Here is a 16,146-nt window from a genome sequence, read left to right as displayed (position 1 = left end):
CTCGCCGCTGGCGCTGGTCGTTTTGCTGAACCTCATGTCCGCATGCGCACGCAGCGCAGCTGAGTCACCACCCTTCCACCACCGTTGCCATGAGCGTCAGGCGACCGGTGATGGTGTCGAGCTCGCGAACGCGCATGAAATCCTCATTCACGTAGTCGGTAAAGGTGTGTCTCCAGCCAAGGTCCACTACGAAGCTAAACCAGGGATTCGCTCGTGTTTCAAGTCCGATGGTCACAGACATTGCGTGTACGGTGCTGCTCGTCCGCGCGGCCTCGACGTCCGAGATGACGGATATATCCCCGCCTTTTGTGAGGTATCTGACAGCGTAGCCATCGCCATCCAGCATCGCGAGGCAGTATTCCGCGCGAATGAACGGAGTGAGCGCATTACCCGACAGACGGTAACGAAGGGACAACGGTATCTCCACGCCCTCCGAAATCGCAAACGCTGTCTGATAGTGCGGTGCTTGTGCATGTTGCGTATTCCACCAGCCGATATGCCTGCCGTCCGTATCGAACTGCAACGTGAACGAGCGTCCCGCACGCGGCTGTATGCCCATGCCCAGGGTGAGAACGGGAGTGATGTCCGCTTCCGCCAGCAGCGTTATCGTAAAATCATCAGCAGTCGAGACTGCCATTCCGGATCCGAGTCCCTGAACCCGGAGTACGTAGGGCACAGGCATGGCGCCGACGCCCAATCGAAGGCTCTGCGCGAGGGTATGATTGTACGACAGCATCGTCAGGATTGTGAGAATACTGAGTGCGAACCGTTTCATCGCATATCTCCGGCCAGAGGCATGGTGAAGCCGAACCGCCATATTCCACGCAGCGGCGCCTCCCAGGTGACGAGCTCGCTCTGTATCGGATCATTGAGATGCTTCGTCAGCGACCAGTCAAACCACAGCGAGTACCCCCGCCACACATCCGCACTGATACCCAATCCTGCCTGCACGGCGGTATGGAATTGCCGCACCGGCTCGGTGTACACAACGTCCAGTTGGCGGTCCGGGCCTGAGGAATAGTCTTGTTGGATGAAGTGGGCGTCGTCCCTGAACGCATAGCCTAGGGTGACTCCGACGGCGACATAGGGCCGGAAACCCAGATACTCCGTGCCGGCACGGATGCTCACCGGCAGCTCCATCGCATGCAGCGGCGGAGTGGAAGCCTCGATGTACCCTTGTCGCGGTTTGGGTAAGCCCGACATAACATGTGCGTAACCACTGTAGATTTCGCTGTATTGCGGTGTGACGGCGAGAGTGAGATGCGGCAAGAGATCCATGGTAAAGACCGCGCCGAGGCAGATCCCCGTTCCGCGTACCGTCGAATCCTTGAGACCATGCCAGATCACATGCCGCTCCGGCTCGGCGCGGCCGACAAAGAGACCGGCCGACATTCCCCGTTGTGCGTACAGCGCTCCTGCATGGGTGAGCGGGAGGAGAAGAGAAAGCAGCGCGATGTGTGCGAATTTCCGTAAGCTGGATACGACAGCCATGACATTCATGAAATCTCTCAACTGTGAAAACATGATGATATGAATCTCTTGCTCAACGTGTTATCCGGGTACTATGAGTGTTGTTACGTGGACTCCGGCTTCGTTGTCATTCGTTCTTCGACTGCTCTCAACCCTACCGCACAACCACCAGCCTCTCAGCGGACATGAAGCCACTCCTCACCCGCAGCACATACGCACCCGGCGGGAGATCCCGCGTGGAGACATGCAGCAGTCCGCCGTCCGTAGCGCGATGATTCGCCGCATAGCGCTCGCGGCCGAGAAGATCGTGCAGCGACAAGGTGACCTCCACGGCCGATGTGTTGCGGTACTCCACTGCGAGCATCGCGCCGACGGTCGCGGGATTCGGATACACCGCTCCTATGAGAAGCGATGTGGGGAGCGCTCCGGCATCGACACCCAGCGGTGTGCGTATGCTGTAGATCACTTGCACATCGCCGGTGCTGATTGGGGTCTCGGACAGCACGATGCGGTCGGCGTGCTCGCCGAGAGGCAGCGCCGTGGTGTTGGGCACCGCCGTCATCACGGTATGACCCGCGCCGAACAGCGGCGATACGTCCAGCCACAGCGGCACGGAGGTCGCGGTCCACGACGGAGTGAGTCCACCGCCCGTCCACACCTGCACGTGACGCAAAGCGGGCAGCGGTCCGTCCCGCTCGGCTTCAAAGCGCAGCAGCCAGGGCGTGAGTACGACGCCCTCGGGTGCGCGTTCCCGCAGGAATACGCTGTGCTCACACTGCGGCGGCTGTACGCCATCCGCGCATTGCGTTACCCAGCGAATGGGCCAGGAACCGGGGGTGATCTTGTCCATGGCGATGCGCAGCAGCCATTCCGCGGAAAAGGCGTCGCCGGGCTGCAATACCGGCACGCTGCGAATGCTGTCCTCCCTCGCTTCGAGCAGCAACGCGGGCGGCGGCAGTATCGCCAGTTCGCAGGCCGGTGTCGGAATATTCCCCGTGTTGCGCAGCGTGTACTGTACCTGCACGGGATCGGGAATAAGCGATTCGTAGAAGCTGTCGGTCCACACCGTATCATGCCCCGCCGTCGCGCAGGCCATGGCGGCGACCCGCGGCGCACCACCGATGATGCTGCTTGCTTCACAGAAGGTGGAGGCGTTGGACGGTGTGTATTCGAAGCGGACGCGGAAGAGCTGACGTTCGGCCCGTGGTCCCCATAGTGCTTCGAATTCCCAGTCCGGCCGCCAGGTAAATCCAGGCGACAACGATGGGAGATGCTTTATGGCGGAGGCCGGGTCAGACAACCTCACGCGGTACAGTTGCGTGCTGTCGAGTACAGCAGTCAGATTTGTGAGTGTTGTGTCTGTTGCATTATGGAAAACCGCCTGAAGTTTGAACTGTTCCGGTGTGAAAACATCCTTCTCAGCGTCGTAGTGCACACTGTCCGGGATCAACAGACTACACCGGAGTTCCAGCGCAGGCGCGAACAGAAGACTCGTACAATCCGTGATCGGAGTGCCCGCTGCGTTGTATGCAACGGCTGTACAACGAAAGTTCCGGCTCAAACGGTGTGCCGGGATTCGGATGTACCAGCGCACTATTGCGGATCCACCGCCCGGGATATTGCCAAGCGGTTGCGAGACACCGTTGAGATACTCGATCTCTCCGCCGGGCTCAATGAAGATCTGAGCGCGATCCAACTGTTGCGACAAGCTGCCCGTGTTGGAGAAAAGTGCCGTAATCTCAACACTGTCTTCGGCAAAGCCGTCTCCGGAGTGATTCAGATGCAGGGAATCCTGCATTGCGAGGACGCAATCTAGCTCGGGACGTGCAACAAAGATGCGCACCTTCACCTCACATGCGGTTTCAAGCTCCGCACCATTCGCACGGTACAACGCACGCACCGTCAGAATCTCATCGCGCACGGGAGCAGGCGACACCAGCAATCTCCAGCGAAAGGTCCCGATCGAATCCGGTCCGAGAATGAAGTCCGGTCGCGTGAGCGTTTCACCGACCTCGGGTTTGAGATAGTGCGCCCGCGACAGATCGAGACGCAGATCGCGATACCAGCGTGATGAATCGGATACGTTGCGGATGGACAGATCTATCAGAATGGGGCTGGGAGTATGTGTCGCTTCATTCGCGTCGTACCAGACTGGTTCTGTCGCGGACATCCCGCAGATCGAACCCGCAGTGCCGGGAATGGTTTCTCCTATGGCACACTGCGCCACGACAATGTCGAACACATCGAATAATACCGCACGTATCGGCAGTGATCGCGAGAACGGCCAGGACTGCACGTAGATCTTCCACTGGAGTTCGAAGGACGCTCCGGGTGGTATGACCGGTGGATACGCGACTGGGTCGTGCGGCTCGAGCAGACTGACGCCGGCGTCAGAGGGGATATGCAGTACCACCTTCTTCAACTGGAGTGGCTTCGTAGAGTTGTTGCTGATCGTGACACGGATCGTGAGTGTGTCATCCTGAAGACGTGTACGATCCGGTGTGAGCGTTGGACGGGGATTCAGCGTAATTCCGCATGAGACTTCTACATCGCTTATATCCTGAACGAGCACGTTCGCAACGGACTGCATGCTTCGAGGTTCCGGGCAATCGCCATTGCTTGAATAGTGCAGCACGGCCTCGATAGAGGAGAGATTCACAAGCGTGTCGGAAAGCGGCAACAGGAACCACAGGATATCAATACTGTCGAGCGGCGCCAAGGGCGCATGGACCTGTCGCAGCGGTGGAGAAAAGGCGGAGAGTCGCATACCCGGCGGCAACCGGAGCTCCACAGCAACGGAATCCGTTGGATACACACTCGAGGTATTCTTAATCCGGCAACGCGCGATCAGGGAATCCGGCGTACAGATGCGACGACGCGGATCAACACGCACGGTATCGAGAGGGAACATTTCTGCTGTAACACTCCCATACCGCGGGATCAGATCGTAATACACCGGCCTGCTGCAGAGATCCGGCAATTCGATTTTTGTGAATTGAATTTCCGACCAACGCGACACATCTCCGGCGGGGAAACCCGCTGTCGCCGGCAGAGATTCATCAGTGAGAACACTCGACGAACCGTAGTACAGCGTCGTCCCGTGCAGACGTACGTGTTGATCGTCGTCATCCCCGTGAATCCCTCCCCAGTCGCTATTACCGAGTTTTGTACAGAACAGGACTTCTGGTATTTGTGGATCAATCACCACAAGCGTCGACCGCCCTTTATCATGCACGGGATGAAGCAGCGGAATCGGTTCGACGCTGTCGATACCTGTCAGTATCATATTACCGCAGGCATCGACTTCGAGCTCGCGATCCGATCCATAGAAATTCCCCCCGTTATGATGGTTGAATATCGAGAGATACGACGAGAATACCAGCTGTCCCGCTTGATTGAATTTCCCGATGGCACTGACCCATGCGCGACTCATGAGCGCATTCACGAGCGGGAAATCCGGGGACGTAGTCGCTGCTTGAAAGTAGAGATTCCCGTCGGGATCGAAACGGATAGATATCGCATCGTCGTCAACAGATGAAAGCCAGCCATCGTAACCGGAACCGCCGAGATAGGTCGAGTATATCAATGTCCTTCCGTCCGGCGAGATCACGGTAAAAACCAGGTCGCTACCCCATACCTTCTGTGGCTGAACTGCGGATACAGCCGGATAATCATCCGAATAGGAGTAGCCGGCCACAGCCACCGCGCCACAGCCATCCACGGTGATAGCGGATATCCAGTCATTGCTCGATCCGCCCAGGCAGCTGGCATACGATAAATGGTACGTATCAGCGTCAAATTTCATGATGAGAGCGTCCAGCCCGCCTTGATGTGTTCGCATCACCGCGTCCGGGGTAATGAAATCCGGCGTCCGTGTCGTATGAGTCAGTGCGTACAGTGTGCCCGTGGCGTCGCATGTCATATCAATCAGAGATATTCGTCCGCTGTCCGGTGTCGCTGTGCCATACCGCAGCACACCGGAACTGTCGAACACCAGAGTGCCGTTGACGAGCGTATGCCTCCCGCTTGGCTGAAACTCCGCGTCGGGTGTCAGGAACGCACTGATTGTTGATCGACTGATTCCGAGTATGAGATTGTCATTCTTCCCGATCACTGCAAGGTCAGACCATGAGGAAGAATTCGTCAACTGGTCGTATACCAGTGAGTAAATGAGCGATCCGTCGGTTGGATCGAATTTCTGAAGGAAACTTCTCAATTTCACCGGCTCCTTGGGATCCAGTTTTGGGAGAAGGGGGAAATCCCAACTGTACGTGCTGCCATACGCGATCAGATTCCCGGCACGATCAACCAGATAATCGTGGAGTAAATCTTCATGGCTTCCCCCCCAATAATAATTATACACCAGCGTCACCCGGAAATCCCTGAGCACCTTCACATCACCCAGCGTTACCTCCACTCCATCATCCACCTCTTCCAGCTTCGGCTTCAGACCGAGAACTCCGTCAGCGCCGGAAAGTGACAAATGCGCCGCTTCGGCATTGTCGAAGCGCAAACGGACAGCCGACAAATCCGCGCCGGCCTTCACGTCGAAGTCGTGCCGCATGCCCGACGCGTCGCGGCTGACATGCACATCGATCCCGGACCACGCATGCTCGAAAGCGATGCTGCGGTATTGCGTCAGTTCGTATGGCACGAAACGCTCTTCAACCTCCTTGTGATATTTCGCTTTCGGCCCGGATTCGTCCTTTGGCACAACCGCGCAACGCGGCGAAGGAGCGATCAAGCGCATTCCCGGCCAGGAGGACGCAGCCACGTCGCCGCTGTGCAGCGAAGCACCCCGCTCGATTCCCACGCTGTACCCTTCCCTCCCGAACGACACCGTCGGTCCCAACCCCATGCTTGACGCGGTGATGCGTTCATCCCATTGCCCTTCGTTCATCACGAACAGACGCGGTATGTCGATGGTGGAGATTTTCGCGGTGCTGGCGGGAAGCGTCTGTCCCGCCGCGCCGTTGAAATACAGCGCGAGACACATGCACAGGATTACAGCTTTCATGACCCGATCTCCTTTTCAACCTTCATTCACTCGCATTACGCACGGCATTGCGCAAGCTTTCGCCGTCAATTCGTAACGCGCCGTATCACGGCAGCACCATCACCAGTTTCTCCGCAACTTTCGCCCCCACCCGCAGCCGCAACACATACGCGCCGGCCGGCAATCCCTGCGTCGGCACACTCAGGAGTCCGTCCGCAAAACCGCGTTGCGTGACGGCGAGGCGCTCGCGGCCCAGCATGTCATGGAGAGACAACGCGATTTCGCTGGGGGCTGCGTTGCGGTACTCCACGACCAGCGTCGCTCCGGAGCTCACGGGATTCGGATACACTGATCCGATGTGAAGAGACAACGGCCGCGCTGTTTCGTCGACGCTTAGCGGCGTGCGGATGCTGTACACCACCTGCACATCACCGGTACTGACCGGTGTTTCGGACAGCACGATGCGGTCGGCGTGCTCGCCAAGGGGCAACGCCGTGGTGTTGGGACCCACCGTCAGAACGCTGTGACCCGCGCCGAACAGCGGCGATACGTCCAGCCACGCGGGGACCGAAGTCACGCTCCACGACGGAGCAAGTCCACCTCCCGTCCAGACCTGTACCTGCCGTGAGGCAGGCAACGGACCATTCCGCTCGGCCTCGAAACGCAGCAGCCAGGGTGTAAGCACGACGCCCTCGGGTGCGCGTTCCTGCAGGAAAACACTGTGCTCGCACTGCGGCGGCTGTACGCCATCCGCGCATCGCGTTACCCAGCGAATGGGCCAGGAACCGGGGGTGATCTTGTCCATGGCGATGCGCAGCAGCCATTCCGCGGAAAAGGCGTCGCCGGGCTGCAATACCGGCACGCTGCGGATGCTGTCCTCCCCCGCTTCGAGCAGCAACGCGGGCGGCGGCAGTATCGCCAGTTCGCAGGCCGGTGTCGGAATATTCCCCGTGTTGCGCAGCGTGTACTGTACCTGCACGGGATCGGGAATAAGCGATTCGTAGAAGCTGTCGGTCCACACCGTATCATGCCCCGCCGTCGCGCAGGCCATGGCGGCGACCCGCGGCGCACCACCGATGATGCTGCTTGCTTCACAGAAGGTGGAGGCGTTGGACGGTGTGTATTCGAAGCGGACGCGGAAGAGCTGCACCGCATCGCGATCAACCCACACGGGTTCGAGCTCCCAACGTGGTGTCCAGGTTTCGCCGGGGAGAAGTTCCGCGATGCTCTGCACCGCGTGTTGACCGTCCGTCAAACGCACGCGGCGAAGCTGCGTGCTGTCGAGAATTGCCCGAAGATTCGCAAGAGTAGTGTCGGACGCGTTGTGAAACGTTGCCGAAACCTCGAAGCGCTCCGGGGTGTAGCGGTCTCGTGACACATCGTAGTGCACCGAATCCACGGTCGAGATACCGCACTGCAATCTGATGGCCGGCACAAACAAGGTCGTCTTGCAATTCGTGACAGCCCTTCCGGCGGAATCATAGGCCGTGACTGTCAAGGTGATGGTACGATCGAAGGTGTAGCGCGGCACGCGCACGCTCCATCGTAGCGTGGACGACACGCCCACATCCAGATTGCTCAGCGCTTGCTCCTCTCCGTTGCGTATCTCCGTCGGCCACGCGCCTGAACTGAGACGTGCGGATGAAAATTTCTGCTGCTGAGTGCCGCTGTTATGGAATTCCGCGACGATCTCGACGCTGTCTTCTACAAAGCGGTCTCCTGATGGATGCAGATGCAGGGAATCCTGCCCCCGCAACGCGCAGCTCGGACGCGGACCGGAAACCCGTATGCGAATCGGCACACTGCACACGCGCTCGCTCGTGTCCGCTTCCACGTGGTAGCGGGCGAACACCGTTTGCGTCATTTCCTGCGTCGGAAGCGGCCAGAGTCGCAACCGCCACATGAAGTATGCGACGGAGTCTTCCTCTATCATAAAATCCGGGCGGCGCAGCTGCTCATCCCCCTCGATTTTCAACCACGGTGCGGCGCCAAGGTCCAGGTGGAGGTCGTGATAATAGCGATTCGTGTCGGATTCGTTGTATATGCGGAGTTCCGCAAGAATGGGTTTCGGCTCATAGCTGGCGTCGTTGGTATTTACCACGACAGGATCATTCGCCAACATTCCGCAATTGGATCCGGCGGATCCCGGAATGGATTCCCGTACCTCGCATGACGCCACCTCCAGCTGGAACCTGTCGAACAACACCGCCCGAAGCGGCAGCGGACGTGCGAAAGGCCAGGACAGGACGAGGACCTTCCAGGTCAGCTGTATGGAGCTGTTCGGCGGTATCTCCGGCGGCTGCGCCTCGGGGCTGCCCGGCTCGAGCAACACGACGCCCGCGTCCGGGGGAAACTCCAGCCGCACGCGGCTGAGCTGTGCCGGAATATTCGACGGATTGTCTATCCGTACGTGTATGTACGCCGTGTCCTGTGTCAGACGCGTCCGGTCGAGTTTCAGCGCAAAGGGTGGATGGACGAATACAGCACAGCGAACAGGAACCTCTATCAACTCGGTAAACTCGACGTGCAGAGGGATTTCGCGCGCATCGAGAGAGGGGCATTCGCCACCGGAGGAATACAGCAGCTCACCCATCAGCGTGACGGACGCGCGAATGCTGTCCACCTCCGGAAGCAGCAGCCAGGTGACCTCCGTGCTGTCCCCGGGCAACAGCGGCGGCAACACCAGACGCAGCGGCGGAGAGCCCGGTGCAAGCGTCGTACGACCGGGCAGACGCAGCAAGAGCACGAGAGAGTCGGAACTGTACCAGGAAGAGCTATTCCGCAGGCGGGCGTGCACCCGCAATGTCGTCGGCGCATGAGTCCCGCGGCGCTCGTCAATCCGCAATGAGTCATCGTGGAAGAACTCGAGCGAGACGTACGCATTGTCGGTCGCCTTGTCGTGAAACACCGGACGACTGCACAAATCGGGCAAATCTATCCGTGTGATCTGAATATCCGTGGAATCCGTCGTATGGGCCGCAGGATAGCCGGGAGTGGCGGGCACCTCCGGGTCATGGATACCCGATTTCGTGAGATAGACGGATGTACCATTCAACACGCCGGTGGTAGAATACCAGGTGACAGAACTCCCATGACCGACACTCCAACCCAATTTCGTACAGAACAGAATTTCGGGAATATGTGTATCAACAACGGCGCAAAAGGCGTTCCCGATGGTGTATACAGGCTTGACAAGAGGAATGTCCTGGAAACTGCTCCCCGAAACGATCAGGTTGCCGCAAGAATCCACATCGATGGATGCATGCCAATACGCATGCCAGCCATAGATCCAGGACGAAAACCGCAACTCGCCCATCGGTGAAAATTTCCCTATCACGGCATTATACCCGTGGGTCTGCGGTGGCAGAGGAAGCGGGTTGCGGAGGGGAAAATCAGACCCGTACGCTCCGAGATAGAAGTACAAATCGCTGTTCGGTGCGTAGCGTAAACTGCGGTTCCCGTACATTCCGGACCAGGTCCACGCCTCCTCTGCACTGCCGCCGAGATATGTGGAGAAGACCAGTCTTTTGCCATCGGCGGTGAATCGTGTAAACACGTAATCCGCCCTGCCGTTCATACTGTTCTGCACAGCGTTCCGCAATGGGTAGTCCGCGCTCCAGGTCCATCCCGAAATGGCAACGGACCCGCAGCCGTCCACGGCAATCGCGCTTATAAATTCATCGGCGCTGCCACCGATGCAGGTCGCGTACGTCAGTTTATATGTATCGGGATGGAATTTCATGATGACGCCGTCCCACCCTCCCTGATTCACCGGCATGAAGGCGTCAGGGGTAATGTAGCGCGGGGTACCATTGGTGTGGGTAGCCAGGTAAATGACCCCATCCGCGTCGGTCGTGAAGGTGGTGAAGCCCCCGGCGCTGTCCGGTATCGCGGTCGCATACACGATGCCGCCGCTGCTGTCGAACACCGCGAGGCATTCCCCTTGTGTTCGGGTGGTCGGGAACTCGGCGTCCGGTGTGACAATTTTATCCAGCGTGCTGGTATAAAACGTCACGATAAGACGGTCGTGCTTTCCGATTTCGGCCTGAATGCCGTAAGAAGCCCATTGGCCGACATTGTACGATACGCTGTACCGGACCGGTATACCCGATTCGGGGATTTTCACAAGGTACATGGCAAAGGGACCCGACCCGCCTCCCGGACTTCCGGCGGGGTGTATAGGGAAATCCCCGCTTAAGGAGTGCCCGAGCAGCGTTACGTCGCCCTTTCTGTCCACCGCGCACGTCGCGCCCCATTCCAGATGAGAGCCGCCCCAGTAAAAGTTGTATCGCAACGTGACGCGGAAATCCCGCAGCGCCCGGGAAGCGCCGACGGAGAAATCCGTTCCCTGCGCTGTTTCGCTCAGACGAGGTGTCGCCGCGTCTTGTCCGTCAGCAGCGTGCAAGACGAGCTGTCCGGCGGCAATATTCCCGAAATGCAGACGCAATCGCGACAGATCCGCCCCGGCCTTCACATCAATATCGTGTTCCAGCCCAGCTGCGACACGTCGCACGGTAATATCCACTCCCGGCCACGCCTGACGATACACTATCGCCTTGTACTGCGGCACCGTGTACGGATGAAAGCCGCTGTCGGCCGCCGCGTACACCGTCGCCTCGCTGCCATCGGCATGCGCGGGCTCCACTCGACAGTCCGGCGAAGGATGCGCGAGCAGCATCCCCGGCCAGTTGCGGACAGCCCCTTCGGTCGCGCGCATGGGACCGACGGTTTCTATGCCAACGCTATACCCATCGCTGCCGAAAGAAACTGTGGGGCCGGGTCCCATTGTGGAGGCCAGAACACGCTCATCCCACTGCCCTTCGTTCATCACGAAAAGGCGTGGAACATCAATGGTGGATATGGTTGATGCAGACCGGGAAGGCGTCTGTCCATTGGCGGTGAATGCACAGAACACGACAAGCAACGGCAGGAACAAGACCTTCATATCATCCTCCTCGATGATCAGGCGAAGGAATAGGTTCACGGACTTCGTCTGCCGCCCGGGAATCCCACCGGAGCGGGAAAAGGCAACAACCGGGGGAATCCGGTGTTAACAGACCATTCAGTCCTATTTCATAGATGCAATTTACACAGCACGACAACAATATCCAAGATCGCGGATGAAATTCTATGAATTTGGCCCCAGCATGCTTGTGGTGACGCGACATGCCGCATCTCAACATGCATCTTCCCGAAATGTGTTACATTAGTACAGTACCGGGTGCATGAAACCACCCTGACCCGATTCGTGTTTCCCTGATAGTCCCTTTTGTTTCACGCTTCTTCGTTTCCATGAAATATATCCCCGCTGTTTCGCTGTCTTTCGTCACCCTGTTGTTCTTTTCATCGTTTTCGGCATTGGCACAAGGCCCCGCAGCCCGGTCCGGAGGAGGTCTTACCGCCCGTATACTCGACGCGGAAACCGGCGTGCCTGTGGAGTACGCCAGTGTCGTCCTGTATCGCTCGCTGGACAGTTCGATGGCACAGGGTACCATCACCAATCGCGACGGACGCCTGCAGCTTGGCGGACTCGATGCCGGTCGGTATTACATGAAAGTGCATTTCATGGGCTATGAAGAGCTCACCGTGGACGACATCCGCACATGGGAGTTCAACGAACGTCTGGACATCGGTGAGCTGCGCCTGCGTCCCGTGGCCATTGAACTGGACGAAGTGGAAGTCGCCGCTGAACGCGCTCCCGTGGAATACGCGATCGACAAAAAGGTGATCAATGTGGACCGCCAACTGACGGCGGCTTCCGGGACCGCCGTGGACGCGCTGCAGAATGTGCCCTCGGTCACCGTCGAGCTCGACGGTACGGTAAAACTGCGCGGCAGCGGCAGCTTCACCGTGCTCATCGACGGCAAGCCCACACCGCTGGATCCGTCGGACGCCCTGGCGCAGATTCCGGCAAGTTCCATTGAGAATATCGAAATCATCACCAACCCCTCCGCGCGCTACGATCCGGAAGGGATGTCCGGCATCATCAACGTGATTATGAAAAAGGAAGGACGCTCCGGTTACAGCGGCATCATGAATCTGAACGCCGGCCTCGGAGACAAGTACGGCACCGACGCGTTGTTTACTGTCACCGAACCGGGATGGTCCTTCTACCTTGGGGGCGATTACGGCAAACGACATTCGACCGGAGAAGAACGCGAGCGGCGCAGCTTCCTGGAAGCGGGAAATACGCTGTTCAACAGTACGATTGGGGATACCTACCGGCAGCGTGATTCCTGGGGCCTTCGCGGAGGGGGTTCGCTCGCCTTCAGCGACAAAGATAATCTGGGCCTGAACCTGCGCCTCGGGCGGCGCAGTGGCGACGCCGGTTCCGACGCCGATTTTCTGGAATGGTCGGACAATGCGCCTGAGCCGCTACGGCAATTCATCAGGACGAGCTCGGGCAGGAGTGGACGATTCTTTTCCTCCGATCTCGACTATCGCCACAGCTTCGAGGGCAAGGGGCATGAACTGACAGCCCAACTTTCTTTCATGCAACGTCGTGGCGAAGAAAGCTCGCGTGACGAGTTGTTCGATCAGGCGCGGGCCATCACCAGCGGACGCATCACCACCGAGGACGGGCCTATGCAGCGCATGCAGGCAAAGCTGGACTATACGCTGCCTCTGAATTCCCTGTCGAAGCTGGAAAGCGGCTATCAATATTACCTCTTCGACATGGAAGACGAAACGTCGTTGTCGGACTACGACACCGCCCTCGGACGATACGTCCTTCTTCCGGAATACAGCCGTACAACCGAGTATAAGCGCGGTGTACACGCGCTGTACGCGATGTATGCCGGTTCTCTCGGTCCGCTTGGCTTCCAGGCGGGTTTGCGGGGAGAGCACACGGATCAGAGCGTCGGGCTCACCGGTGGTGCCCAATACGAGTACCAACTGTTCGACCTTTTCCCCACCCTGCACGCGTCGTATAGCATAACACCATTACAGCAATTGATGGCCAGCTACACCAGGCGCATCGAGCGTCCGCGCGGCTGGTATCTCGAGCCCTTCGAAAGTTGGACGGATGCGTTCAATGTCCGGCGCGGCAACCCGGAAATCACCCCGGAATACATCGACTCCTACGAGTTGGGTGTGCAGACGCATATCGGAACGAGCCTCCTTTCCGCAGAGCTGTACCACCGTGTCACCCATGACAAAATAGAATTTGTGCGCAGCGTGTACCGCGACAACATCACCCTGCGCACGGTGCAAAACATCGGACAGGAGATTGCCACCGGCCTCGAACTCATGCTCAACGTGGATGTATTCACATTCTGGGACGTGTATCTGCTCGGGAACCTGTACAACAACCGTATCGAGGGTGCGTTAAACGGCGAAGACTTCTCGCGTGAACGCTTCACCTGGAACACGCGGCTCAACAACACCTTCACGCTCGCGCCGGGTACACTCCTCCAGGCCAACGTCAGCTACAACAGTCCTTCCGTGTCCGCGCAGGGTCGCACCGAGGGATATGTCGTGACCAACATCGCTCTGCGGCAGGAATTTTTAGGAGGGCGCCTGTTCGCGACTCTGGACGTGAGCGACGTGCTCCGCACCGCCGAACGCGAGAGCAGCGCGTCGGGACCCGATTTCACCGCCTACTCCTATGAACTCGAAGAAGCGCCCGTCGCTATGCTCACACTCCGCTACGTCATCGGCTCCAACGGCAAAGAACGCAAACGCGAAAACCGCCAACGCGACGACAACGGAATGGAAGAGTTTTAATTTACGAGTTGCCTGCCCGCCGAAGCATTCTAACTCTGCAGCACGGATATTGTTGGATGAGGGCGAAGGCGGGCCTGCCCGCCGAAGCATTGTAACTCTGCAGCACGGATATTGTTGGATGAGGGCGAAGGCGGGCCTGTTGACGACTTACTATGCCAGCCCGAAGGGCGCCACCGTGGAGTGTCCCGAAGAAATTGCACAGAGAGTTCCCCCCGGTTACCTTTTCAAAAATCACCGGAGACTCTGTCATGGTAAAACGAACCCACAAGAAATATGATGCTGCATTCAAACGATCCGTGATCGAGTTGGCTGACAGCACCGATCGACCCGACTCCGCGCTTGAGGAGGAGTTCGACCTCTATGATGGTGCGATACGCACCTGGCGCCGTCAGCTTCTGACACAGAAGTCAGAGGCCTTTCCCGGCAACGGAAATCTTCCCGCCAGTGATTCTGAACTGCATCGTCTTCGTCGAGAGAACGAGATTCTCCGTCAGGAGCGCGAAATATTAAAAAAGCAGTGGCCATCTTCTCGCTACCCACGAAGCCCGGTTCCGGTTTATGAACGCATATCGGAACGAGTTTAGCATCGAAAGGATGGCCAGCGTGCTCAACGTATCGTGCTCAGGCTATTATGCATGGCGTCGTCGTGGCGAGCATGCACGCGCCGAGCGCACCGCAGCCTTCGATATGGCGGTCCGGGAGGAATTCCTGCGCAGGAAATCCAGCTACGGCGTACGTCGTCTCGTCAAAGCATTACGCAAGCGCGGTTTCGCGTGCGGGCGGAGCCGCGTGGCGGCCAGCATGCGTCGGCAGGGATTGAAGGTCAAGCATCGTCGCCGTTTCATTACCACGACAGATTCGAAGCATTCGTATACTGTCTCGCCAAATATGCTCGAACGCCAGTTTTCGGTCGATGCACCTGATACGGTGTGGGTGAGTGATATCACGTATTTGCGCAGCACCTCCGGATGGTTGTACTTGTGCGTGTTTATCGACCTGTTTTCCCGGAAGATCGTCGGCTGGGAGGTCAGCACATCGTTGCGCCATACAATGGTTGTGACCGCGTTCAAACGCGCGGCTTGGACGCGAAGCATACGTGCGGGGCTTATCGTGCATTCTGATCGCGGTGTGCAATACTGCTGCGAGGGATTCCGCAGTGCCCTGCGCCCTTACGGCAGCATTCAGAGCATGAGCAGGAAGGGTGATTGCTGGGATAACGCCGTCGCCGAGTCATTTTTTGCCACGTTGAAGAAGGAAATGCCGGAAGGACTTCTCTTCGCGTCGGTGACGGATGCCCGGCGATACCTCTTCGAGTACATTGAACTTGAATACAATAATCAGCGTCTGCACAGCACGCTGGGCTATCATACGCCGCAGGAACACGAGAATCTGTATTGGTCGAAGAAACGTCTCGGCAATGACATGGAGCAGGCGGCATGAAACGATATGAGCGAGAGCAAGGCGCGCAGCGAACCGCGCTGGCAGTCGGGGCGACTGGAGCCCCCAAGAGAGCTCAGGGCCGCCCCGGCGCCACCCCGCGGTTCCTCTGCGCGACTGCGAACGCGACCACTACAAGCACACTGTCATTTCAATCCGGGGGGAACTCACTGTCCATTTTTTGCGGTACACTCCACCTCCTCTATCCCCGGGCTTCAGCCCGGGGCCGAACGCGCTCGCCAGAGAGACGCCAGCCCGAAGGGCGCCACTTCCGCTATCCCCGGGCTTCAGCCCGGGGTCGAACGCGCTCGCCAGAGAGACGCCAGCCCGAAGGGCGCCACTTGCTCTATCCCCGGGGCTTCAGCCCGGGGCCGAACGCGCTCGCCAGAGAGACGCCAGCCCGAAGGGCGCCACTTCCTCTATCCCCGGGCTTCAGCCCGGGGCCGAACGCGCTCGCCAGAGAGACGCCAGCCCGAAGGGCGACACCTCCTCTGTCCCCGGGCTTCAGCCCGGGGCCG

At 58.7% G+C, this 16,146-nt stretch carries 7 protein-coding genes; 3 read left to right on the top strand and 4 right to left on the bottom strand.

Features of this window, described 5'->3' with window-relative positions:
* Positions 1-64: 64 nt before the first annotated feature.
* The 4 genes from M5R41_18905 to M5R41_18890 form a co-directional block, all read right to left on the bottom strand.
* Entirely contained in the window at positions 65-775 is a 711-nt protein-coding gene (locus M5R41_18905) for a hypothetical protein (GenBank protein ID MCZ7558462.1), read from the bottom strand.
* A complete protein-coding gene (locus M5R41_18900) occupies positions 772-1,500 on the bottom strand; it encodes a hypothetical protein (GenBank protein ID MCZ7558461.1) in 729 nt (242 codons plus the stop codon). The genes M5R41_18905 and M5R41_18900 overlap by 4 nt, the downstream gene beginning before the upstream one ends.
* A 124-nt stretch (positions 1,501-1,624) precedes the next feature.
* The gene (locus tag M5R41_18895) at positions 1,625-6,487 is read right to left on the bottom strand and encodes a T9SS type A sorting domain-containing protein (GenBank protein ID MCZ7558460.1); all 4,863 of its coding nucleotides are present in this window, start codon (positions 6,485-6,487) and stop codon (positions 1,625-1,627) included.
* Between the two features lie 85 nt (positions 6,488-6,572).
* Complete coding sequence (locus M5R41_18890; protein ID MCZ7558459.1) at positions 6,573-11,411, bottom strand: T9SS type A sorting domain-containing protein; 4,839 nt, start codon at positions 11,409-11,411, stop codon at positions 6,573-6,575.
* 347 nt (positions 11,412-11,758) lie between these two features.
* On the opposite strand from M5R41_18890, the gene M5R41_18885 reads away from it, so the two are divergent.
* The 3 genes from M5R41_18885 (at position 11,759) to M5R41_18875 (ending at position 15,631) form a co-directional block, all read left to right on the top strand.
* Positions 11,759-14,191 (top strand): TonB-dependent receptor family protein, encoded by a 2,433-nt coding sequence (locus tag M5R41_18885; protein ID MCZ7558458.1) that lies wholly within the window; start codon positions 11,759-11,761, stop codon positions 14,189-14,191.
* A 248-nt stretch (positions 14,192-14,439) separates the two neighbouring features.
* Positions 14,440-14,775 (top strand): transposase, encoded by a 336-nt coding sequence (locus M5R41_18880; GenBank protein ID MCZ7558457.1) that lies wholly within the window; start codon positions 14,440-14,442, stop codon positions 14,773-14,775.
* Positions 14,750-15,631 (top strand): IS3 family transposase, encoded by an 882-nt coding sequence (locus M5R41_18875; protein ID MCZ7558456.1) that lies wholly within the window; start codon positions 14,750-14,752, stop codon positions 15,629-15,631. Before M5R41_18880 ends, M5R41_18875 begins: the two co-directional genes overlap by 26 nt.
* Positions 15,632-16,146 lie beyond the last annotated feature (515 nt).

The sequence above is a fragment of the Bacteroidia bacterium genome, from assembly GCA_027493955.1.
Taxonomy (GTDB): Bacteria; Bacteroidota; Ignavibacteria; order SZUA-365; family SZUA-365; genus JAOSJT01.
Note: the sequence above shows the minus strand (reverse complement) of the source record. Positions and strands in the feature narration are given on the sequence as shown.

Coding starts and splice junctions, on each gene's coding strand:
- M5R41_18905 (MCZ7558462.1), bottom strand. CDS start 775: ATGAAACGGTTCGCACTCAGTATTCTCACAATCCTGACGATGCTGTCG.
- M5R41_18895 (MCZ7558460.1), bottom strand. CDS start 6,487: ATGAAAGCTGTAATCCTGTGCATGTGTCTCGCGCTGTATTTCAACGGC.
- M5R41_18875 (MCZ7558456.1), top strand. CDS start 14,750: ATGAACGCATATCGGAACGAGTTTAGCATCGAAAGGATGGCCAGCGTG.
- M5R41_18880 (MCZ7558457.1), top strand. CDS start 14,440: ATGGTAAAACGAACCCACAAGAAATATGATGCTGCATTCAAACGATCC.
- M5R41_18900 (MCZ7558461.1), bottom strand. CDS start 1,500: ATGAATGTCATGGCTGTCGTATCCAGCTTACGGAAATTCGCACACATC.
- M5R41_18890 (MCZ7558459.1), bottom strand. CDS start 11,411: ATGAAGGTCTTGTTCCTGCCGTTGCTTGTCGTGTTCTGTGCATTCACC.
- M5R41_18885 (MCZ7558458.1), top strand. CDS start 11,759: ATGAAATATATCCCCGCTGTTTCGCTGTCTTTCGTCACCCTGTTGTTC.